The following is a 22221-nucleotide window of genomic DNA, read 5'->3' on the forward strand; positions in this document are numbered from 1 at the left end:
TGATCCCTTCCGCTGTCGGCCACATCGGGTTGGTAAAATTACTACATTCGCCCATCGTCGCCGAGCGCACCATTGAGCCCGCCAATGACGATATATTTAACCAACAAAATCAAACTACACAGAATAAACACTCCATAACTGCGAGCGAATCCCCCTAACCCGACATTTTGTTATGCGAATGTAACCATGAAGACAAACCTGACCTGCGATTGACCTCGCCAGAAAATCCCATTAGTTTGGAGATTCGCCACGTCAGGCAGACGGAACCACAAGAGCCAATCGCAATTTATGCAGTCAGGTGATGACTGTGCGATACAAGGCCGAGCAAGGGAGAAATGCAATGTCACTATATGATCCAAAGCTGGAGAGGGATAACTGTGGCTTCGGCCTGTTGGCCCACATGGAAGGGGAAGCCAGCCACAAGCTTGTTCGTCTCGCGATGTCAGCATTGGCTCGCATGCAGCACCGCGGCGGGATCTCCGCCGATGGCAAGACCGGCGATGGTTGCGGTCTGCTGCTGCAAAAACCGGACAGCTTCTTCAGAGCTGTCGCCGAGGAGAAGGGATGGCACCTTGGCCGCAACTATGCGGTCGGCATGCTGTTTCTCAACCCTGACCCCGTATTGGCCCAGCAGACCCGCGACATCATCGACGAAGAGCTGGAAAAAGAGACCCTGAGTCTGGTTGGCTGGCGCAAGGTGCCCGTCGATACCAACGTACTGGGTACCATCGCCAAAGCCTCCCTGCCCAGCATTGAACAGGTCTTTGTCAACGCCCCGCCCGGCTGGGTCGACAAGGATCTCGAGCGCCGCCTCTATATCGTGCGCCGCCGCATCGAAAAGCGCGTTAACGACGACTACTTCTATGTGGTCAGCCTCTCCAATCTGGTCACCGTCTATAAAGGACTGTGCATGCCGGTGGACTTGCCGCGCTTCTATCTGGATCTCGCCGACATCCGTATGCAGGCGGCCATCTGCGTCTTCCACCAGCGTTTCTCCACCAACACCAGCCCGCGCTGGCCGCTGGCCCAGCCGTTCCGCTATCTGGCCCACAACGGCGAGATCAACACGATCGCCGGCAACCGCCAGTGGGCCAAGGCACGCAGCTACAAGTTTGCGACGCCGCTGATCCCCGATTTGCAGGAAGCGGCTCCCTTCGTCAACACCACCGGCTCTGACTCCTCCAGCCTCGACAACATGCTGGATCTCTTCCTCGCCGGTGGTATGGACCTGTTCCGCGCCATGCGCCTGTTGATCCCGCCTGCATGGCAAAAACATCCGAACATGGATGATGACCTGCGCGCCTTCTACGACTTCAACTCCATGCACATGGAGCCGTGGGACGGCCCGGCCGGTATCGTCATGACCGACGGTCGCTACGCCACCTGCGCCCTCGATCGCAACGGCCTGCGTCCGGCCCGCTACGTCATCACCAAGGACAAGTTCATCACCCTCGCCTCCGAAGTTGGCACCTGGGACTACACCCCGGACGAAGTGCTGGAGAAGGGCCGGGTCGGCCCGGGCGAGCTGTTCGTGGTGGATACCAGCAACGGCAAGGTGTGGACCAGCTTCGAGATCGATGACGACCTCAAGAACCGCCACACCTACAAGCAGTGGATGGATAAACATTGCCGCCGGCTAGTCCCCTTCGAGCAGATGGACGACAGCCAGACCGGTAGCCGCGAGTTCTCCGACGACCAGCTGAAAACCTATCAGAAGCTGTTTGGCTACTCCTTCGAGGAGCTGGATCAGATCATCCGGGTATTGGGTGAAAACGGTCAGGAAGCGGTCGGCTCCATGGGGGATGATACCCCGATGGCGGTGCTCTCCTCCGGCCCGCGCACCCTCTATGACTACTTCCGCCAGATGTTTGCCCAGGTGACCAACCCGCCCATCGACCCGCTGCGGGAAAACCATGTGATGTCGCTGGCCACCTGTATCGGTCGCGAGCAGAACGTCTTCAACGAAACCTTCGGCCACGCCCACCGGGTGCTGTTCCAGTCACCGATCCTGCTCTACTCCGACTTCCACCAGCTGCTGGCACTGGAAGGTGAGTACTACCGACATCAGGTGATCAGCCTCAACTTCAAGCCCGAAGAGGGGCTGGAAGCGGCCATCGTGCGCATCTGCGACGAAGCCAAAACTGCTGCCAGGAGTGGCACCGTGCTGCTGGTGCTGTCGGATCGCGATATCAGCGCCGACACCCTGCCGATCCCGGCCGCCATGGCGGTGGGCGCGGTACAGCGCACCCTGGTGGACAACAACCTGCGCTGCGACGCCAACATTCTGGTGGAAACTGCAAGCTGCCGTGACCCGCACCACTTCTCGGTGCTGCTGGGCTTTGGCGCGACCGCCATCTACCCCTATCTCGCTTACGAAACCCTGGCCAAACAGGTTGAAGAGGGCGTGCTCGCCATGTCCCTGCGCCAGGCCATGGTCAACTATCGCAACGGCATCAACAAGGGGCTCTACAAGGTGATGTCCAAGATGGGCATCAGCACGGTCGCCAGCTACCGCTGCTCCCAGCTTTTCGAAGCGGTGGGCCTGGCCAAGTCGGTGGTCGATACCTGCTTCCGCGGCGTATCGAGCCGTATTCAGGGTGCCGATTTTGCCGACATCCAGCAGGATCAGCACAATCTGGCCCGTCAGGCCTGGCTGGTGCGCAAGCCCCTCCCCCACGGCGGCCTGCTCAAGTTCGTCCACGGCGGCGAGTACCACACCTACAACCCGGATGTGGTGCAGACCCTGCAAACCGCGGTGCGCTCCGGCAACTATGCCGATTACAAAGAGTACGCCCGTCTGGTGAACGAACGCCCGGTTGCCACCCTGCGCGATCTGCTGGCGCTGAAGAAAGTCGACAATCCGGTCGCGCTGGATCAGGTTGAGCCAGCCGACAAGCTGTTCCCCCGCTTCGACTCCGCTGCCATGTCCATCGGTGCCCTCGGCCCTGAAGCCCACGAGGCGCTGGCTGTCGCCATGAACCGCCTCGGCGGTCAGAGCAACTCCGGCGAAGGGGGCGAAGATCCCAAGCGTTTCGGTACCGAGAAGAACTCCCGCATCAAGCAGGTGGCTTCCGGTCGCTTTGGCGTCACCCCTCACTACCTGATGAACGCCGACGTGGTGCAGATCAAGGTGGCTCAGGGGGCCAAGCCCGGCGAAGGGGGCCAGCTGCCCGGTGACAAGGTGACTGCCCAGATCGCCCAGCTGCGCTATTCCGTGCCCGGCGTGACCCTGATCTCACCGCCGCCGCACCACGACATCTACTCCATCGAGGATCTGGCCCAGCTCATCTTCGACATCAAGCAGATCAACCCGAGCTGTCTGGTGTCGGTGAAACTGGTCTCCGAACCCGGCGTTGGCACCATTGCCTGCGGCGTGGCCAAGGCCTATGCCGACTTCATCACCATCTCCGGTTATGACGGCGGCACCGGCGCGAGCCCCCTCACCTCGGTCAAATATGCCGGCTCCCCGTGGGAGTTGGGGCTGGCCGAAACCCAGCAGGCGCTGGTGGCCAACGGTCTGCGCCACAAGGTGCGGCTGCAGGTGGATGGTGGTCTCAAGACCGGTCTCGACATCATCAAGGCGGCCATCCTCGGCGCCGAGAGCTTTGGTTTTGGCACCGGCCCCATGGTGGCGCTCGGTTGCAAATACCTGCGGATCTGCCACCTGAACAACTGCGCCACCGGCGTTGCCACTCAGGATGAGAAGCTGCGTCGCGAGCACTTCACCGGCCTGCCGGAGATGGTGATGAACTACTTCAAGTTCATCGCCGAGGAGACCCGCGAGCTGATGGCTCAGCTCGGCGTCACCCAGCTGACCGACCTGATTGGCCGCACCGATCTGCTGGAAGCCCTGCCCGGCCTCACCGCCCGTCAGGCCAAGCTGGATCTCTCCGGCATTCTGGCCCGTCCGGTGGCACCGGCAGGCTCCAGCCTGTTCAGCCAGCAACACAACCCCACCTTCGACAAGGGGCCACTCAACCTGAAAATGGTGGAAGATCTGCTGGAGGCGGTGGAAACCTCAAGCGGCGGCGAGTTCCGCTACGACATTCGCAACACCGACCGCTCGGTGGGTGCGCGTCTCTCGGGCGAAATCGTCAAGCGGCACGGCAACCAGGGTATGGCGGCGGATCCGGTCAAAGTGCACTTCAACGGCACCGCAGGCCAGAGCTTCGGCGTCTGGAACGCGGGTGGCCTCGAGATGATCCTCACCGGCGATGCCAACGACTACGTGGGCAAGGGGATGACCGGCGGCAAGCTGGTGATCAAGCCCCATGTCGGCGTGGCGTTCAAATCCCACGAAGCAGCCATCATCGGCAACACCTGCCTCTACGGTGCCACCGGCGGCAAACTCTACGCCGCAGGCACTGCTGGCGAGCGTTTCGCGGTGCGCAACTCCGGCGCCCTGGCGGTAGTCGAGGGGATTGGCGACAACGGCTGTGAATATATGACCGGCGGCATCGTCACCGTGCTCGGTCAGACTGGCGTCAACTTTGCGGCGGGCATGACCGGCGGCTTTGCCTACGTGCTCGACGAGTGCGGCAACTTCGCCAAGCGCACTAACCCCGAGCTGGTGGAACTGCTGGACGTGGCGGATCTCGCCATCCATCAGGAGCACCTGCGCGGCATCATCACGGCGCACCTCAATGAGACCGGCAGCTCGCGCGCCGAGGAGATCCTGGCCAACTTCGACTCCTATGTGCCCAAGTTCAGGCTGATCAAACCCAAGTCCAGTGACGTGAAATCGCTGTTGGGTCACACCAGCCGTTCCAGTGCAGAACTCAGAATCCAGGCGCAATAAGGAGGGAACCCTATGAGCCAGAACGTATTTCAGTTTATCGATGTCCAGCGGGTCGACCCGCCCAAGAAGCCGCTCAAGATCCGCAAAATCCAGTTTGTGGAGATCTACGAGTCCTTCAATCAGCCTCAGGTACAGATGCAGGCGGATCGCTGCCTCGAGTGCGGCAACCCCTACTGCGAGTGGAAGTGTCCGGTCCACAACTACATCCCCAACTGGCTGAAACTGGCCAAAGAGGGGCGCATTCTGGAGGCGGTGGAGCTCTCCCACCAGACCAACAGCCTGCCGGAAGTGTGCGGCCGGGTCTGCCCGCAGGATCGCCTCTGTGAGGGCTCCTGCACCCTCAACGATCGCTTCGGCGCGGTGACCATCGGCAACATCGAAAAGTACATCACCGACAAGGCGTTCGAGATGGGCTGGAAGCCCGATCTCTCGAACGTGGTCAAGACCGGCAAGCGGGTCGCCGTCATTGGTGCCGGCCCGGCTGGTCTCGCCTGTGCCGACGTACTGGCACGCAACGGCGTCACCCCGGTGGTGTTTGACAAGTATCCGGAGATCGGTGGCCTGCTCACCTTCGGTATCCCCTCCTTCAAGCTGGAAAAAGAGGTGATGCAGCGTCGCCGCGAGATCTTCCAGGGGATGGGCGTGGAGTTTCGTCTCGAGACCGAAGTGGGCAAGGACATCACCTTCGCCGATCTGCTCGGCGAGTTCGATGCGGTCTTCCTCGGGGTCGGCACCTACAAGTACATGAAGGGCGGCTTTGCCAACGAAGAGGCGCCGGGAGTCTATGACGCCCTGCCCTACCTCATCGCCAACGCCAACCGGTTGCTGGGGTTCGAGAAGGCGCAAGCCGACTATATCGACTTCGCCGGCAAGCAGGTGGTGGTGCTGGGCGGTGGCGATACCGCCATGGACTGCGTGCGTACCGCCATCCGTCAGGGGGCTGACAAGGTGATCTGTGCCTATCGCCGCGACGAGGAGAACATGCCGGGCTCCAAGCGGGAGGTGAAGAACGCCCGCGAGGAGGGAGTTGAGTTCATGTTCAACCTGCAACCGGTGGCGGTCGAACTGGATGCCAACGGTCGCACCTGCGGCATCAAGGTGGTGAGCACCGAATTGGGTGAACCCGACGCCAATGGCCGCCGCAATCCGGTGGTCATCGAGGGCTCAGAGCAGGTGTTGGCCGCCGATGCGGTAGTGATGGCGTTTGGCTTCCAGCCCAACCCCCAGCCCTGGATGGCGGAGTTCGGCATCGAGCTCGACAACAGGGATCGCATCAAGGCCCGCGAGCAGGCGGAATACGCCTTCCAGACCAGCAATCCCAAGGTGTTTGCCGGTGGCGACGCGGTGCGTGGCTCCGATCTGGTGGTGACCGCCATCTACGAAGGGCGCAAAGCGGCCGAAGGGATCATGGACTATCTGGCGGTCTGATCTGACCGGCCACAGCCGTGATGTTCCCTAACAATCAGCCCCGCCAATGCGGGGCTGATTTTTTGTAGCTACCGACCCCCTACAAACGCACCACCAGCCACTCCCCCTTGCCGACCGGCACCAGCGAGGTGGCAAAGGCCGGATCCTGCCCGACCTCGTTCATCCACTCCACCATCTCGCTGCGATGGGAGATGGCGTTGTCGACCACCAGCAGGCCACGGGGTGCCAGCAGGCGGCGGATCTGCGGCCACCATGCCCGGTAGTGCTGACGATCCGAATCGAGGAAGATGAGCTGATAGCCGGCTTGCGGCAAGGTCGGTAACAGCTCGCCTGCATCCCCTGCCAGCAAGGTTACCCAGGGGGCCAACCCTGACCTCTGAAAGTTGTAATGGGCCTGCACGCGCTTATCCTCATCCAGCTCAATGGTGGTCACGTGCCCCTCCAACCGACGCACAGCTTCTGCCAGCCAGAGTGTGGAGTAACCATTGGAGGTGCCAATCTCCAGCACCGCCTGCGCCCCACGGGTCTGTACCAATACTGACAGCAACTCCCCCGTGTCGCGGGTGATATTGAGCAACTTGCGGTGGCGAGCCTGCTGCATGCTGTCATTGCGCTCGCCAAGCTGCTCCAGCTGGCGTTTTAACTGTTCCAGTTCCATCGATATCCCTTTTGTCCTTGCCCAAAACCATTAGCCACGCATCTAAGCTTGGCATTTGGGAGTCAAATGATTGCTTTCAACCGCCATTCACACCACAAAGGATGAGAAAAGGACAACCATTTGAGGCAGAATTTGTGACGTCTATCTGTTACACTTCGCGCCCGCCATTTTCCGGCTCACTCTCTGACTTGATGTCAGGCGCAGCCGTCGGTGGTTACAACCTCCGTCTCGCTCATGCCGAGCTAACCAAGCCAAACACAGCCCAGCTGGAACACAGGAACCCATTATGAGATTTGAATCGTTCGATTTTGCCCCCGAGATTTTGCGTGCTGTCTCAGATTGCGGTTATCAGGAGATGACCCCTGTGCAGCAACAGGCGATCCCGGCCATTCGCCGTGGCCGCGATGTGCTGGCCAGCGCCCAGACCGGTACCGGCAAGACCGCCGCCTTCGCCCTGCCCATCTTGCAGCGTCTGGTAGACAATCCGGCTCCGGTCCAGCCTTCCAACGCCCGGGTGCTGATCCTGACCCCGACCCGCGAGCTGGCGGCTCAGGTGGCGAGCAACATCAATGACTTCGCCAAGTATCTCGATATCACCACCATCACCATCGTCGGCGGTGGCAAGCAGGACGTACAGGCCAAGAAGCTCAAAGCGGGCGCTCACATCATTGTGGCCACCCCGGGCCGTCTGCTGGAGCACCTCACCGCATGCAACCTCAGCCTCTCCGGCGTCGAGTGTCTGGTGATGGATGAAGCGGATCGCATCCTCGACATGGGCTTCAGTGCCGATGTGCAGAAGATCCTGCAAGCGGTCAACAAAACCCGTCAAAACCTGCTCTTCTCCGCCACCTTCTCCGACGCGGTGAAGAAGCTGGCCAACCTGATGCTGGACAGACCGCAGATCGTCAGCGTCAACAAGCAGAACTCCACCGCCGACAGCGTCAGCCATACCGTCTATCCGGTCGAGCAGAAGCGCAAGCGCGAGCTGCTCTCAGAGCTGATTGGCAAGCAGAACTGGCAGCAGGTGCTGGTGTTCGCCAGTACCCGCGAGAGCTGTGATGTGCTGGTCGAGGAGCTGAACCTCGACGGCATCAAGTCCGCCGTGGTCCATGGCGAGAAGGCCCAGGGCAACCGTCGCCGCGCCCTGCGCGAATTCATGGAAGGCAAGGTACGGGTACTGGTCGCCACCGAAGTGGCCGCCCGTGGTCTGGACATTCCGGATCTGGAATACGTGGTCAACTATGATCTGCCGTTCCTGGCGGAAGATTACGTGCACCGCATCGGCCGTACCGGTCGTGCCGGCAAGCGCGGCATGGCCATCTCCTTCGTCAGCCGTGAAGAGGAGCGCACCCTGCTGGAGATCGAGGCCCTGATCGGCCAGAAGATCCGCCGCATCATGGTGCCGGGCTATGAGGTGAGCAGCCGTGACGAGCTGATCAAACAGCTGCAAGAGCGTCGTCGCTTCGGCAAGCGCCCGCAGCGTGAAGATAACGCCGTGGCCCAGGTGATGGCCGAAGCCAAGCTGCAGGGTCAGCGCCTCAAGCGTCTGGCTGCAGCCAAGAAGCCCCGTCAGCCGAAATAAGGCGGGCAGTTGCTCTATTGAACCGCAAAGGCGCCACTGGCGCCTTTGCCATCTCTGTCATCGGTGTTGGCCCCTGGTGGTCAACTCAAGGATTGCTTATGACCTCTCCAACCTACAATCAGGCCCTGTTCGAGATGGCCACCCAGAGTCTGGCCGAACTGGTCCGCACCGCCGAACAAAAGGCAGGCAAGCGCACTCCGGCGCAAGAGAGCCACTTTCTCTGCACCTGGATGGCCGACTCCCTCAAGGAGAAGCGTTTCTCCCGTCTGGTGATGGAAGATTTGAAAGCTTGGGTGCAGCTTGGCCGCACTCTGGGTGCGGGCGCCGATCTCAAGGGATTGCTGGAGCGCATCGCCTTCCAATACCAGTGCGCCATGACCAATCCGCAGCAATTGGGAGCCAAGCTGGCTGCCCTGCTGGAGGAGCTCTCAGCGGCAGGCTGGCTGGTGCTGACCGAGAGCGAGGTGAACGCCAAGCTGCGCCTGCAATCGGGCGGTCAGGCGAGTCTGGTGGTAAGCCATAGCGAATATGAAGGCCATATCGAGGACGGTGAGCTTGTCAAACCCCTTACCCTCTATGTGCGCGGTGACGAGAAGGTGCTGGCCGAGGTGGCCTTCAAGCACGGCCTGCTGCTGAGCCAGGGCAACAAGAAAACCACCCTGGTCAAACACCACAAAGCCTACCGGCTGATGCCGGACAACGCCCAACCGGCGCTGGCACTGCTGAGCGAGGCTCGCCAAGGCGCCTGAGCCCGCCTGTCTTCAGCAATAAAAAACGGCAGACCCTTGCGCAGGATCTGCCGTTTTTTATTGTTCGATGTTTGGTGATGAGGTTGGGTAGTCGTTTAGCGGATCTTGATGCCAATCTGGCCCGCGTCACACCACTCGAACATCACCTCCTCGCTCTTGCCGCAGCAACTGCCACCACAGATACGGCTTTCACGCTTGATGACTCGCCCCTTGCGCATCCAGACGCCGAGCATGGCCTCCACCGCATCTTCCGAGGTGTGGAAGTGGCGAGCCAGATCACGCCGGCTCACCTTCTGCTGCGCGGCGAGGTAATCCCCCAGCTCGCGCAGGATCATAAGGTCACCACCTTGCGGGCAACGATATCACCGTGACGGCGACCGGCCCACCAGAGCAGTACCAGAGAGAGGCCGTAGCTGGCGATCCAGAACAGGCTCTGCTCCGGGTGAGCGGCGAAGGTGGCCACCTGATAGAAGAGGGTGGCGCACATAAAGGCCATGTAGTTGCACCATACCGCCGTCATCAGCGCCCACTGGCGACCGGTTTCCCGCACCAGCGCGCCCATGGCTGCCGCGCAAGGCATGTAGAGCAGCACGAACAAGAGGTAGGCAAAGGCTCCGGCCGCCCCGTCGAAGTGGGTCTGCATATTGCCGTAGGTGGAGACATCCACCTCCTGCGCCTCGGCGGCAGCTTTCTGGTCGTCGAGGTTGCCAACATCAAGCCCCATGGGGTCGCTCGGGTTGATCTCCGCCAGATTGGCCGCCACGGCATCGATCGCCTCGTGGAAACTGGCCACCAGCGAGAACTCGCTCTCCTCCTCTGCATCGCCACCACCGGCGTAGAGGCTGTTGAGGGTACCGACCACCGCCTCTTTGGCGAAGATACCGGTGACGATACCGACCGTGGCCTGCCAGTTGTCATCGCGTACACCGATGGGGTGCAGCACCGGGGTCACCGCTTGGCTTATCTTGCTCAGGACCGAGCTCTCCTGCTCCTGATGGCCAAAGCTGCCATCGGTACCCAGGGAGTTAAGCACGCTCAGCACGGCGACCACCAGTACGATGGTTTTACCGGCACCAAAGACGAAGGATTTGAGCTTCTGCCAGGTCTTGATGGCAACGTTGACCGGACGCGGCCACTCGTAATCCGGCATCTCCATCAGCATGGAGTCGCTCTTGCCCGGCAGCAGGGTGCTACGCAGCAACAGGCCGGTGAGCACCGCCACCAGAATGCCGATGAGGTAGAGACCGAACACCAGGTTCTGACCTGACTCGGGGAAGAAAGCCACCGCAAACAGGGCGTAAACCGGCAGACGGGCACCGCACGACATGAAGGGCGCCATGGCGGAGGTCATCAGCCGTTCCCGCTCGGAGTTGAGGGTACGGGTCGCCATCACCGAGGGGACGGTACAGCCAAAGCCCATCAGCATCGGCACGAACGCCTTGCCCGGCAGGCCGAGGCGGCGCATCAGGGCATCCACCACGAAGGCGGCACGGGCCAGATAGCCGGAGCTCTCCAGCACCGCGAGGAACAGATAGAGGCAGCCAATCACCGGAATAAAGGTGGCCACCGTCTGCAAGCCAACGCCAAAGCCGTCTGCCAGAATGGCGCCCAGCCACTCGGGGGCATTGACCAGCCCCAGCAGGTGGTGCACCCCATCGACAAACAGGGCGCCGCCCATGATGTCAAAGAAGTCGATAAAGGCGCTGCCAACGTTGATGGCAAACAGGAACATCAGGTACATGACAAACAGGAAGAAGGGGATGCCAATCCAGCGATTGAGCAGCACCCGATCCAGCCACTCGCTCTGGGCCTCGGTGAGCTTGCCCTTCTGCTGACGAGCCTGTTGTACCCACTGGTGGATATGGCCGTAGCGAATATCCGCCAGCTGCAGGTCGATATCCTGTCCCTGATGGGCGCGAGCCACTACATTGGCGGCGGCCGCCTGCTGACCGGGCAGCAGGGTCTCCTGCATCACCGCATCCTCTTCCAGCAGGCGCAGGGCGCGACCACGGGTAGTGAGGTGATGCGGGGCGAGCAGGGTCTCCAACTCCGCCAGATCGGTTTCAAGCGCGTGGCCGTAATCGAGCTGCAAGGCGGCTTGCGGCTGACCGATAAACTGCCGGATCTGCTGCTTGAAGGCGGCAACCTGCTTGCTGTTGTGGGCAGAGAGGGCCACCACCGGGCAACCGAGGGATTTGCCGAGCTTGCTCTCGTCGATGACGATGCGGCGCTTTTGCAGGATATCCATCTTGTTGAGCACTACCACCATGGGCAGGCCCAGTTCGCGCAGTTGCAGCGTGAGGTAGAGGGAGCGCTCCAGATTGGCGGCGTCGATGACGTTGAGCAGCAGGTCGGGTTGTTGGCCCTGGGCAAAGCGGCTGGCGATCTGCTCGTCCAGACTGCCATCCTGACTGGCCAGGCTATAGATGCCGGGCAGATCCATCAGCTTGAAGTGATGCTCACCCGCGCTGAACTCACCCATCTTCTTGTCGACGGTGACACCACTCCAGTTGCCTACCTGCTGGCGGGCGCCGGTCAGGGCGTTGAACAGGGAGGTCTTGCCGCTATTGGGGTTACCTACCGTTACCAGGGAATAATTCATACCAGCTCTACCTCTATTTTCTTCTGAACCCGCCGCGTGCGTGTGGCAAGCTGCTTTGCAGGCTCGACTTCTTGTCTCTGAACCGCTCCCGGTGACGTTCTTGACCAGAGCGGTAGCCGAACAGGGGGTTATACCGGCTCGACTTCTATTTGCTGGGCCAGACTCTTTTGCATGGAGAGACAGATCCCCTGGCACTGGATCTGGAGCGGGTCCCCCAGGGGGGCGGAGCGCAGATAGATGACTTCAGTCTGGGGCAACAGGCCCATCACCATCAGTTTGCGGCGCAGCGGCCGGGCGAGCTGATTCATATTCTTGATGCGAGCACTCTGTCCCGGTGACAACTGCGTGAGTACCATGACTGACTCCTGAAGTTAAACAATAATAATTCGCTTTTACTTGGGGCATTATAAGCTGTGTCTTCAACTTTTATTTGAGTAAAATCAAACTCCGCTTAGCTAACCCATAAAGTATTGCCATGAGTCACGACAACAACAGCCGCCTCGTTTACAGCACAGATGGCGGCATGATCAAGGAGCAGAGTGCTCCCCAATCCGCCTCCCCCTTCCCCACCGACGGCACCGTGCGCATTCGCCGCGAGACCAAGGGGCGCAAGGGTGCCGGGGTGATCACCATTCATGGCGTACCCGCCGAACAGCAAAAATCCCTGGCCACCCTGCTCAAGAAAAAGTGCGGCACCGGAGGCGGTATCAAGGAGGGAGTGATCGAGATCCAGGGGGATAAACGGGACCTGATCAAAACCGAGCTGGAGAAAGCCGGTTTCAGCGTCAAGCTGGTGGGTGGCTGATCCCCTTGTCACTCATGCGGTTTTTCCCTAGAATGCCCGCTCCCATCGAGGGGGAGTAGTCTCGCACGCCGGTGCCATCCATTGCATGAATACCGGTTTGCGACCCTGATCAACATACTTGGTGCCAAATCACCATGGTCAGGGTGATCCATGCCAACCATGGATTTGACAAGACCTTTGACGGGCCAGTGCCAATACCGGGGACGGATGGCGCAGGCTTGTCTTTGGTTTATAACAATTCCGTCCCCCGGTCATTTTTATGGAAGCCTTGTTAACCTCAACCCTCAGCGTCGCTATTGCCGAGATCGGCGATAAAACCCAGCTGTTGGCGTTGCTGCTCATCTGCCGTTTTCGCAAGCCCTGGCCCATCATCGCCGGCATGCTGGCGGCTACCTTGCTCAACCATGCGGGCGCTGCCTGGATTGGCGAGTTCATCAGCCGCTGGCTCGATCCCAAGATAATGACCTGGCTGGTCGCCATCGCCTTTATCGCCATGGCTATCTGGATTTTGGTGCCGGACAAGATGGATGACGAGGAGAGCCCGCTGGATAAATACGGCCCCTTTATGGCCACCTTCGTGCTCTTCTTTATTGCCGAGATTGGCGACAAGACCCAGATCGCCACCGTGCTGCTGGCCGCCAAGTATGACTCGCTGGTGCAGGTCATTACCGGTACCACCCTCGGCATGATGCTGGCCAACGTGCCTGTGGTGCTGATCGGCAAGCTGGGGGCAGACAAGCTGCCGCTCAAGGGGATCCGCATCGCCTGCGCCATCCTCTTCGTCGGCCTCGGGGTGAGCACTCTGATCTTTGCCTGATCGCCTTTTCCGCTGCTCAAGCCCTCCCATGTGGAGGGCTTTTTTGTTTGCTGCTGTGTCTAGTGCGTAATCCGCTGTCGCAACCACCAGCCGTAGAGCCAAGGGGCAGTGCACGGTTGCGGGTGCCTCATGCCATAATGGGGCAAACCTCGTGGAGTCCCCCCATGCACAACGTATCAAGAGAGACGCTTCTCGAATGGGTCAAACAGGGACGGCTGGCGCCAGAGAAGCTGGCGGACGCCCTGACCCTCGCCGATCTTCCTCCCCATCCGGCGCGCTGGCAGTGGCTGTTTGACCGGCTGCTGCTCTGGCTCGGCGCCCTCTGTATCGGGGCTGGCCTTATTTTCTTCGTCGCCTTCAACTGGCAAGAGCTGGGCCGGGTCTCCCGCCTCGCCCTGCTGGAGGCGCCGCTGCTCGCCATGCTGCTTCTGCTGTGGCGCAAACCACTGGGGGATACCCCCCGTCAGGCGCTGCTGCTCGCTATCGCCCTCAATATCGGCGCCCTGCTGGCGCTGGTGGGTCAAACCTACCAGACCGGCGCCGATCCCTGGCAGCTGTTCGCCACCTGGGCGCTGATGCTGGTGCCACTGGCGACATTTGGCCAAAGCCCGCTGCTCTGGACCTTGAGCTGGCTGCTCGGCCAGCTGGCGCTGGTGCTCTACTGGCGGCTCGGTTTGTTCACGTTCTTCTTTACCTTCGATGAAGAGGGATTGGGCTGGTGCCTTACCCTGCTCAACGCCGCCCTCTGGGGTCTGCTTCTGCTGGCGCCAAACCGCTGGCGCCTGATGCCAAGCTGGCTGGCGGGCCTTGCTGCCGGTCTGGGGGCCACCCTGCTCACCCTGCTGGCGCTGTTTGATGCCGCCTCCCCGCTGGTGTGGCCGCTCTGGCTTGGCTGGCTCGCTGCGGCCTATGCCCTTTGGCATCACAGATTTATCGCCGGACTCGCCATGGGGTGCCTCAGCCTGATTGCCGTCATCCTCGCGGCGCTGGGCAAGTGGATGGAGCCCGACATCAACGGCTTTTTGCTGCTGAGCCTGATTGCCATCGGCCTTTCGGTCACCGCCGCCCGCTGGCTGCAACAACAACGGAGGTCTCATGAGTGATCTGACCCTTTGGCAAGCACTGCAACAGGCCAATCTGGTGGAGGGAGAGATGCCCCGCAACAACCAGCCCCACTGGTCGAGCCGCTTTCTGCTCGGGCTGGTGGGCTGGATTGCCGCCCTGTTCCTGCTCTTTTTCCTGTTTCTCACCTTCGAGCAGCTGACCCGCGAGGCCAACAGCGCCGTGCTGCTCGGGGCCGTGTTGCTGGCGGGGGCCTACGCCCTCAATCGCAGCCAGCGCGGCGATCTCTGGGATCAGTTCGTGCTGGCCCTCGCGCTGGCGGCCGATGCCTGGCTGCTCTATGGCCTGCTCGATCAGCTGGATCTCCATCACGCCCTGCTCTGGTTTGGGTTGTGCCTGCTCTCCCTTGCCATCGCCGTGCTGTTCGATCACTGGCTGGTGCGGCTGTTTCACAGCGTGGCGGCGGCCCTGCTGCTCACCCTTGGCCTCGCTTGCCTCGGGCTGCAACTGCTGGCGCTGCCGCTAGTGATGGCGGCCATCACCTTCTGCTGGCTGCGGGCAGATAGGGATCCAGAGCGTCACCAGCTCTACCACTCCATCACGCTGGGGCTCGCCCTCTCCCTGCTGGTGCTGGGCCGTCTGCACCATCCGCTGTGGGATGGCGGCAGCAGCGTGCTGGACGAACTGGGGCTGTCTCGCCTGCCGATCTGGCTCAATCCCCTGATCTGCGCCGCCCTGCTGCTGGCGGTGATGGTGAAGCTGAGGCTCCCCCTGCTGTTTGGCCTGCCGCTGGTGCTGATCAGCGCCATCATCCCCGGCATGGGGGCGGGCGCACTGGTGCTGATCCTCGGCTTCTATGCCGGCAGTCTGGGGCTGATGACCCTCTCGGCCTTGCTGCTGCTCGGTTATGGCTCGCTCTATTACTACGATCTGGGGCTCACCCTGATGACCAAATCCTGGCTGCTGCTGGGCTCCGGCATCCTGCTGCTGGTGGCCCGCCAGCTGCTCACCACCTTCGCGGCAAGGAGCGACTCATGAAACCCGTCACCCGACACCTGGCCCTGTTGCTGAGTGGCCTCGCCATCCTGGCAGGCATCAATGCCACCGTCTGGCGCTATGAGCACGCCATGAGCAGCGGCGAAGTGGTGCTGCTGCGGCTCGCTCCGGTCGATCCCCGTTCCCTGATGCAGGGGGATTACATGCGGCTCAACTATGAGATTGCCCGCGAGCTGACCAGCCGCGATTCCCGTGCGACTCAAAACAAGGGCAGCGACACCCTGGTGATCCGCCTCGATGCCCATCAGGTGGCCACTCTGGTGGCCGATGGCAAACCGGATCGGCTCGCCAGCGATGAGCGGCTATTGCAGGTGCACCAGAGCGAGCGGCAGTGGCAGATCGGCCCCGATGCCTACTTCTTTGAAGAAGGCACGGGGGAGCAGTACGAAGCGGCCCGCTACGGCGAGTTCCGGCTGCAAGCGGATGGAAAGACCCTGCTGGTAGGGCTGCGGGATGAGGCTTACCAGCCCATCGGGCAGATCCGCGCCCGCTGGTAACGGCAGTGAGTGGCTATTTACTCTGTTCATGGTCACACTCAAGAGAAGGTTGATCGCTAAGGATGTTCCCAATGAGGATATGGCTGATCTGTCATCTGTTGCTGCTCTGCTGGGCCTCGATGGCCCGGGCTGATCTGGGCAAGCTCGAGTACCTCACCGAAGAGTACCCCCCCTACAACTACAGCGATCCGCAAGGCCAGCCCACCGGCCTTGCGGTCGATCTGCTGCAGATGATCTGGCAACACAGCGGCGTGACGCCCCAGCCGGTGCGCATCCTGCCCTGGGCGCGAGGTTATTACTTGCTAACCCAGAAGCCCAACGTGGTGCTCTTCTCCACCGCCCGCACCCAGGCGCGGGAGGATCTCTTCAAGTGGGTCTGCCCCATCGGCTACTCGGAGTACATACTGCTGGGCCGCAAAGCGCAGAACATCACCCTGACCGCCTTCGAACAGATGAGCCAATACAAGATCAGCGCGGTGCGCTCGGATGCCGCCGAGCAACTGCTGCTCAACAACGGCATGGATGACAACAACATCATCCCGGCCAACCGCCTGTCGCAGGGGTTGAAGATGCTGCTCTCCGGCCGCGCCGACCTGCTCGCCACCAGCAAACTGGCGGGATATGACGCCATCCGCGAACTGAAGCTGAGCAGCGACGACTTCAACGTGGCCATGGTGCTGAGCGCCGAGCAGCTCTGCTACGCCTTCAGCCGTCAGGTGCCCGACAGCGAGATCACCCTCTTTCAGCAGGGCCTGACCCGCGCCCTCGCTTCGGAGGAGTTTCGCAAATTGCAGGCCAAATACCTGCCGGTGCGCTGAGCACTCACTCACCCGATGGGCAGCAGTTCGCTGCCCATTTTATTGATGAAAGATGCAATAGAGGTGGCTAGCTATTCCCGCCACAAGCAGTCAAACTGGGCTACATAGTTGATTGCGAAGGATCTTTCCCGTGCGGACATGGCACCTACCTCATCTGCTACTGCTCTTGTGGGCCACCTTCGCACAGGCCGATCCGGGCAAGCTCGAGTATCTGAGCGAAATCTCTCCCCCGTTTAATTTCAGCGACCAGCAAGGGATGCCGACCGGATTGTCGGTAGAGCTGATGCAGCTTATCTGGAAAGCGCGCGGCGTGTCGCCCCAGCCCATCCGCATTATGCCCTGGGCCCGGGGCTACAACCTGCTGCAACAAAAACCCAATGTGGTGCTGTTTGCCACCGCCCGCACCCCGCAGCGGGAAGCGCTCTTCAAGTGGGCCTGCCCCATAGATCACTCGGAGTTTGTGCTGCTGGGGCGCAAGGCGGACAACATCACCCTCAGCTCCGTGGCCGAGATCAGCCGCTACAAGGTCGGCGTGGTGCGCTCTACCGTCTCCAAACAGCTGCTGCTCGAGCGCGGTATCGATGAGCGCCAGCTGATGCTGGCCAACCGCCTCACCCAGGCGGCCAAGATGCTCACCTCAGGTCGTGCCGATCTGTTTGCGACCAACAAGCTGGCGGGCTATCAAACCCTGCAGCAGCTTGGCTTCAAGCCGGATGACTTTCATGTCGCCTTCGTGCTGGATGCCAGACCGCTCTGCTATGCCTTCAGCCGTCAGGTGCCCGACAGCGAGGTCGCCCTCTTTCAGCAGGCGCTGACCCATGTCGTCGCCTCAGCGGATTTCTCGGCCCTGCAAGCCAAATACCTGCCGCTGCGCTAACGCCCTGATCGCCGCCGACATAGGGCGCGGGATGGGACTGTGCACCCGCGCTTTTTTGCCAAACATGCTCCGTCGCCTTGGCGAAATCGGCCAGCTTGGTCACACTTGAGCAGATATTCCCTTGATCAGGATGGCAAAAATGAAACCATGGATTGGATTGGCCGGGGCGCTGCTGGCCACCCTCGCACAGGCGAGTCCTGAGCTCGGCAAACTGCACTACATCACCGAAGAGTACAAACCCTACAACTACGCCGATGCCAGCGGCGCCCCCACCGGCCTCGCGGTCGAGCTGCTGCAACTGGTGTGGAAAAAGACCAATACCCCGGCGCAGCCCATCACCATTATGCCGTGGGCGCGTGGTTACTACCTGCTGACCCAAAAACCCAATGCGGTGCTCTTCTCCACCGCCCGCACCCAGGCGCGGGACCCCCTGTTCAAGTGGGCCTGCCCCATCGGGTATGCCGAGATCGTGCTGGTGGGGCTGGCCGATCGCAATATCACCATCACCAAGCTCGACGATGCCAAGGCGTTCAATATCGGCGCGGTGCGGGCCGATGTGGGGGAGCAACTGCTGCTCAACAACGGCTTTGACGAAACCAAACTGATGGCAGCCAACCGGCTGGCACAGGCGCTGAAGATGCTCACCTCCGGCCGGGTCGATCTGGTCTCCACCAACAAGACCACCATGGAGCAGCTGATCGTCGAACAAAAACTCGATCCCACCCGCTTCAAGGAGCAGTGGGTGCTGAGCTCGGAGCAGTTCTGCTTCGCCTTCAGCCATCCGGTGAGCGACGAGCTGGTCAAGGAGTTCCAGACCGGCTTGACCCAGGTGCTGGCGAGCAGCGAATACCCGCTGCTGCACAGCAAATACTTCCCTGCCCCCGCCGCCAAATAGCGGCGTCGAGCGCCAACAACAAGGGGCCCACAGCGGGCCCCTTCGCTTTTTACCGTTTGCGCCCCCCTCTTTTTACCGCTTGCACTCCTCTCGCGGCGCCCCCCCACCGCCCTGCCAGCTCCAAGCCCGACAACCAACAACTAATCACCAATTAATAAAAGTTTGTGCCAGCGCAAAAAATCACTCTTTTCTGATAGTTAGCCCATCAAAACCATAGATAAGACCACTCTGGCTCCGTAATATGGCGACGGGCGTCTGTTGACCCCTTTTCCGAGATCAATGGTCAACGGCGCAATCTGGTAGCGAGAGTCAGGGGCGGTAGCGACTTTAGCGTAGGGTCGATTAGCGAAGCGTAATCGTCCGCGGTAACTGTCCCCTCTCCCCTTGCGGGAGAGGGCTAGGGTGAGGGGGTAGGTAACGTCTTTGCTTGGCTAAATATCGCCGTCTAAATAGCACGGCTTCGCCGCGCAGGACACGAGGACTCCGTCCTCGACGGGGTTTCGCCGCCGCTGCGCGGCTAGGCGAGTGACTTTGGAAAGACCCAAAGTCACCAAAGGTCTACTCCCCCACTTGTTCGCCCTCCTGCGTCGGGTTCCCTCGGTTCACCCGTTTGTCCGACGGCACGCACCGATGGGCTTTGACCTCCACCATCCCTGGCGTCGGTCAAAGTCCGCTGCGGACATCCTTGTCCTTGCGCCAAACCGGGGCGAGCGTTGCTCGTCCAATTCCGGTTTGGCCCCTGGCCCAGCGGCGCTCGCTCGGCGTCCTGCCTCGCTGCCTGGACAAACGGGCTCACCTCGGCGAACAACAGGGGGCAAAGACCCTAAGGCCCGAGGACAATTAACAGTCGGGGAATGACCTTATATTGAAGACCCGACAGTGAGTATTTCGCAGTGGCAGAACCTTATTTTTCGAATATCTAATTAAGCTTCACTAATTTAACCCTGCCTCTAAAGACAATGCTAACAGGATGACAATAAAAATGGTTAACGTAACAGATAAAACGAGAGAACTGATACTGGAGATCTGGGATGATGATTATTACATTGTTGCGGCAGGAGATCAGGCTCCAACAAAAGACGAGGTGATGATTCTTGGAGAGAAGTATGGGATTAAATTACCAGATGACTATATCTCTCATGCTATGGGAGCGTTAGGTGGATTCTTTATAGAGGTTAAAGAGGAATTGTGGCCATATGCAGAAATATTGGCTGTGGCACCATTTTGGGAGTTTTTACGAGGTGTTTATTCTTACGCTTATAGCGAGGATGCTCCTGAATGGATGAATATACATATAGCAGCAGAACAGTTCAAAGAATTGGGTCACAAGGTAATTCCAGTTCTCAAGGTTTGGGCCGATGACGGTGTCTATTGTTATAATGAAGAAGGCCAACTGGTAAAATATTTTCATGAAGAGAATACCTTCGAGCGCGTAGATAAAACCTGGTTTGAATTGATCGAGCATGAACTTAATGAACTGGCTGCAAGGAAAAATAGAAAACTTAAGAAATAGACCATCAGACAGCACGTATTCATAGTAATTAACTTAATTCAATGCCATTTCTGATAACCAGGATTTGGGGACAAGCTTGTTGCCACTAACCTTGAACAAGAATAACCGTCCCCTCCCTCACCCCATGGGGGGCCAGACATTGAGCATTCAGTCGTGATAACACCCTATCCCTCATACTTATAACTACGTTTCACCCATAGAATATACAGACTAAGTGAAAATGATTTTTCATATATCGACAGGGATGAGAACATATTATGAACATAGATAAAAATAATGTAGCACCATATCTATCAATATTACTTGCCATAAAATCAAAGAATAGTGACGAAAACTTTGATTATCATGGTGTAATTTTAAAAATATTAAATGATGAGTCAGATGGTGAGATGACAACAGGCAATACCATTATCGATAGTATAAATGAGTTAGGCTTAGTAAAAATCACTCCATATTCTGTAAGAAAAGAACCTAGCTGGTCTAAAAATATTGATATAAAAGATATTGAAAACCATGTCTTTGTTAGTTTCCTTGTAAAAGATCACTTTGCATTTTATTTTTCTGAGAAAGGCAAAAAAGATTTAATCAGAGACTACTTTGGTAGAAAAAAACTTGAACACATTTATCCAGTACCAATAAGAAAATTATATGGCAACTTCATAAACGAAGATGAGATAAAAATGTTATGGCTATTAGGAATCCATGGTCAAGGAAATTTCAAAGCTGATTCAAAAGTTTTAGGTGGGAAAAGTGTTGCTGATACACTTGACCCTCTAATAGATCAATCTTATATGATGTCTGCTGTACGAACTGAAGTGCATGGTCACAATAGAAAGAGTTCACTTGGGATAAATCCTTTTCGTTCGTCGATCTGGAGAGGACCTTGTAATGACTGGAACTCATTTGAAAATAAAACCATTGAAATTCTTGATATATTAACGTCAAATGCTAGTGAATCAGAAACACCAATAGGAATACTCTCTTACCCTATATCCAACCCTGATGATCTTAATTCGCCTTATGACTTTTCCCTTGTTGATTATGAGTTTATATCTGAAGAAGACGGCCAAGTACGAAAAGAGCTACTTAGAAAATTGCAGTATGATTATTCTGCTGAGCTTACTCCATCCTTTACAGGCAAAGACATTTCATTGAGGATTACTTATCAAGGAACGCATATTGGTGATGTGTGCGTAGCCGTTAAGGTTGATGATTACAAAGTCACATTAGAGCTGAAAACACAAATCCCTATAAAAAAGAAATATTTTGATTATTACACACGAGTATTCAGATACCCAGAGTTGATAAAGTGTTGGTTTGAATCAGGTCATGCCATTGTAAATGGAATGGTATTTAGAACTGGCTATCAAGACGTTGAATATAATAAATTCATATGGGCCGACTATGAGAACTATGATGTTACAAAAGAAAAGCCAGGAAGTGATCCCAAAAAACCTGACTTGCAGGAAACGGGAAAGAATAAATCTCTATTCTGTTGGGTTAAGAATCGTTGGAATGGTTACTGGATTGAGCCAAGCGAATTTAACACATCAGAATCTTCAAAAGGATGGTTGTACTGTGATGATGGTGCAGGAGAAAAAGCCGACTTCATCCACTACGTGGAATATAGTAATTATCACATAATATCTTTAATTCATATAAAAGCTGCTAAGAGCGCATCCCCCTTAAGGAGAATATCTGTCGGTGCACATGATATAGTATTAAACCAAGCCGTTAAAAATCTACGTTACTGCACAAGAAAAACTCTAGTTGAAGATCTCCGCCAACGGTATAGTAACTCAACAGAGAAGCTATGCTGGCATGACGGAATAGAAGCACAGCCAGAAGACTTCTTCAGCAAGATAGAATCATTAAAAGATAACAAGCATATAAAGAAACGGGTAATAGTAATACAGCCTCACACCCAGAAAAGTATCTATACATCAGTAGATAACTCCAAAATAAAAACACAGTTGGATGTGTTATTAGTTAGCGCTGAAAACGCAATCAGGTCTTCAGGGGCTGAGTTCTATATAATAGGACTAGACGATCACAAAAAATAAA

At 58.1% G+C, this 22221-nt stretch carries 18 protein-coding genes; 14 read left to right on the plus strand and 4 right to left on the minus strand.

Annotation, left to right across the window (positions count from 1 at the left end):
• The first annotated feature begins 340 nt into the window (after positions 1-340).
• Positions 341-4798 carry a glutamate synthase large subunit gene (gene gltB, locus I6L46_RS08845; protein ID WP_216977900.1) on the plus strand — a complete coding sequence of 1486 codons (4458 nt, stop codon included), beginning with the start codon at positions 341-343 and terminating at the stop codon, positions 4796-4798.
• A 12-nt stretch (positions 4799-4810) separates the two neighbouring features.
• Positions 4811-6226 carry an FAD-dependent oxidoreductase gene (locus I6L46_RS08850; RefSeq protein WP_216977901.1) on the plus strand — a complete coding sequence of 472 codons (1416 nt, stop codon included), beginning with the start codon at positions 4811-4813 and terminating at the stop codon, positions 6224-6226.
• 79 nt (positions 6227-6305) lie between these two features.
• Here I6L46_RS08850 and I6L46_RS08855 read toward each other — a convergent pair whose 3' ends face one another.
• Positions 6306-6884 carry an O-methyltransferase gene (locus I6L46_RS08855; RefSeq protein WP_216977902.1) on the minus strand — a complete coding sequence of 193 codons (579 nt, stop codon included), beginning with the start codon at positions 6882-6884 and terminating at the stop codon, positions 6306-6308.
• Positions 6885-7170: 286 nt separating this feature from the next.
• Here I6L46_RS08855 and I6L46_RS08860 point away from each other — a divergent pair, with 286 nt between their 5' ends.
• Both I6L46_RS08860 and I6L46_RS08865 read left to right on the plus strand, forming a co-directional pair.
• On the plus strand, positions 7171-8466 hold the full coding sequence (locus tag I6L46_RS08860) for a DEAD/DEAH box helicase (protein WP_216977903.1): 1296 nt from the start codon (positions 7171-7173) through the stop codon (positions 8464-8466).
• A 98-nt stretch (positions 8467-8564) separates the two neighbouring features.
• Positions 8565-9215, plus strand: coding sequence for a DUF2913 family protein (locus tag I6L46_RS08865; protein ID WP_216977904.1), 651 nt, complete (start codon positions 8565-8567; stop codon positions 9213-9215).
• Between the two features lie 95 nt (positions 9216-9310).
• On the opposite strand, the gene I6L46_RS08870 is transcribed toward I6L46_RS08865, so the two are convergent.
• The 3 genes from I6L46_RS08870 to I6L46_RS08880 all read right to left on the minus strand — a co-directional run bounded on the left by I6L46_RS08870 (position 9311) and on the right by I6L46_RS08880 (position 12173).
• Positions 9311-9550, minus strand: coding sequence for a FeoC-like transcriptional regulator (locus tag I6L46_RS08870; RefSeq protein ID WP_064339967.1), 240 nt, complete (start codon positions 9548-9550; stop codon positions 9311-9313).
• The gene (gene feoB, locus I6L46_RS08875) at positions 9547-11817 is read right to left on the minus strand and encodes a Fe(2+) transporter permease subunit FeoB (RefSeq protein WP_216977905.1); all 2271 of its coding nucleotides are present in this window, start codon (positions 11815-11817) and stop codon (positions 9547-9549) included. Before feoB ends, I6L46_RS08870 begins: the two co-directional genes overlap by 4 nt.
• A 128-nt stretch (positions 11818-11945) precedes the next feature.
• A complete protein-coding gene (locus tag I6L46_RS08880; protein WP_005337384.1) occupies positions 11946-12173 on the minus strand; it encodes a FeoA family protein in 228 nt (75 codons plus the stop codon).
• A 119-nt stretch (positions 12174-12292) separates the two neighbouring features.
• Between I6L46_RS08880 and I6L46_RS08885 the strand changes: the two genes are divergently transcribed.
• The 10 genes from I6L46_RS08885 (at position 12293) to I6L46_RS08930 (ending at position 22220) form a co-directional block, all read left to right on the plus strand.
• On the plus strand, positions 12293-12622 hold the full coding sequence (locus tag I6L46_RS08885) for a translation initiation factor (RefSeq protein ID WP_005350971.1): 330 nt from the start codon (positions 12293-12295) through the stop codon (positions 12620-12622).
• A gap of 259 nt (positions 12623-12881) precedes the next feature.
• Positions 12882-13439 carry a TMEM165/GDT1 family protein gene (locus tag I6L46_RS08890; RefSeq protein ID WP_005346773.1) on the plus strand — a complete coding sequence of 186 codons (558 nt, stop codon included), beginning with the start codon at positions 12882-12884 and terminating at the stop codon, positions 13437-13439.
• Positions 13440-13603: 164 nt separating this feature from the next.
• The gene (locus I6L46_RS08895) at positions 13604-14542 is read left to right on the plus strand and encodes a DUF2157 domain-containing protein (protein WP_216977906.1); all 939 of its coding nucleotides are present in this window, start codon (positions 13604-13606) and stop codon (positions 14540-14542) included.
• Positions 14535-15539 carry a DUF4401 domain-containing protein gene (locus tag I6L46_RS08900; RefSeq protein ID WP_216977907.1) on the plus strand — a complete coding sequence of 335 codons (1005 nt, stop codon included), beginning with the start codon at positions 14535-14537 and terminating at the stop codon, positions 15537-15539. The genes I6L46_RS08895 and I6L46_RS08900 overlap by 8 nt, the downstream gene beginning before the upstream one ends.
• Entirely contained in the window at positions 15536-16054 is a 519-nt protein-coding gene (locus tag I6L46_RS08905) for a GDYXXLXY domain-containing protein (RefSeq protein WP_216977908.1), read from the plus strand. Before I6L46_RS08900 ends, I6L46_RS08905 begins: the two co-directional genes overlap by 4 nt.
• Positions 16055-16125: 71 nt before the next feature.
• Positions 16126-16872, plus strand: coding sequence for an ABC transporter substrate-binding protein (locus tag I6L46_RS08910; protein ID WP_216977909.1), 747 nt, complete (start codon positions 16126-16128; stop codon positions 16870-16872).
• Between the two features lie 130 nt (positions 16873-17002).
• Positions 17003-17749 (plus strand): ABC transporter substrate-binding protein, encoded by a 747-nt coding sequence (locus tag I6L46_RS08915; RefSeq protein WP_216977910.1) that lies wholly within the window; start codon positions 17003-17005, stop codon positions 17747-17749.
• 139 nt (positions 17750-17888) lie between these two features.
• On the plus strand, positions 17889-18644 hold the full coding sequence (locus I6L46_RS08920; RefSeq protein WP_216977911.1) for an ABC transporter substrate-binding protein: 756 nt from the start codon (positions 17889-17891) through the stop codon (positions 18642-18644).
• Positions 18645-19626: 982 nt separating this feature from the next.
• Complete coding sequence (locus tag I6L46_RS08925; RefSeq protein ID WP_158113988.1) at positions 19627-20157, plus strand: hypothetical protein; 531 nt, start codon at positions 19627-19629, stop codon at positions 20155-20157.
• Positions 20158-20414: 257 nt separating this feature from the next.
• Positions 20415-22220 carry a hypothetical protein gene (locus I6L46_RS08930; protein ID WP_158113986.1) on the plus strand — a complete coding sequence of 602 codons (1806 nt, stop codon included), beginning with the start codon at positions 20415-20417 and terminating at the stop codon, positions 22218-22220.
• Position 22221: the final 1 nt, after the last annotated feature.

Origin of the sequence: Aeromonas sp. FDAARGOS 1416, assembly GCF_019048085.1 — a bacterium.
Lineage (GTDB): Bacteria > Pseudomonadota > Gammaproteobacteria > Enterobacterales > Aeromonadaceae > Aeromonas > Aeromonas veronii.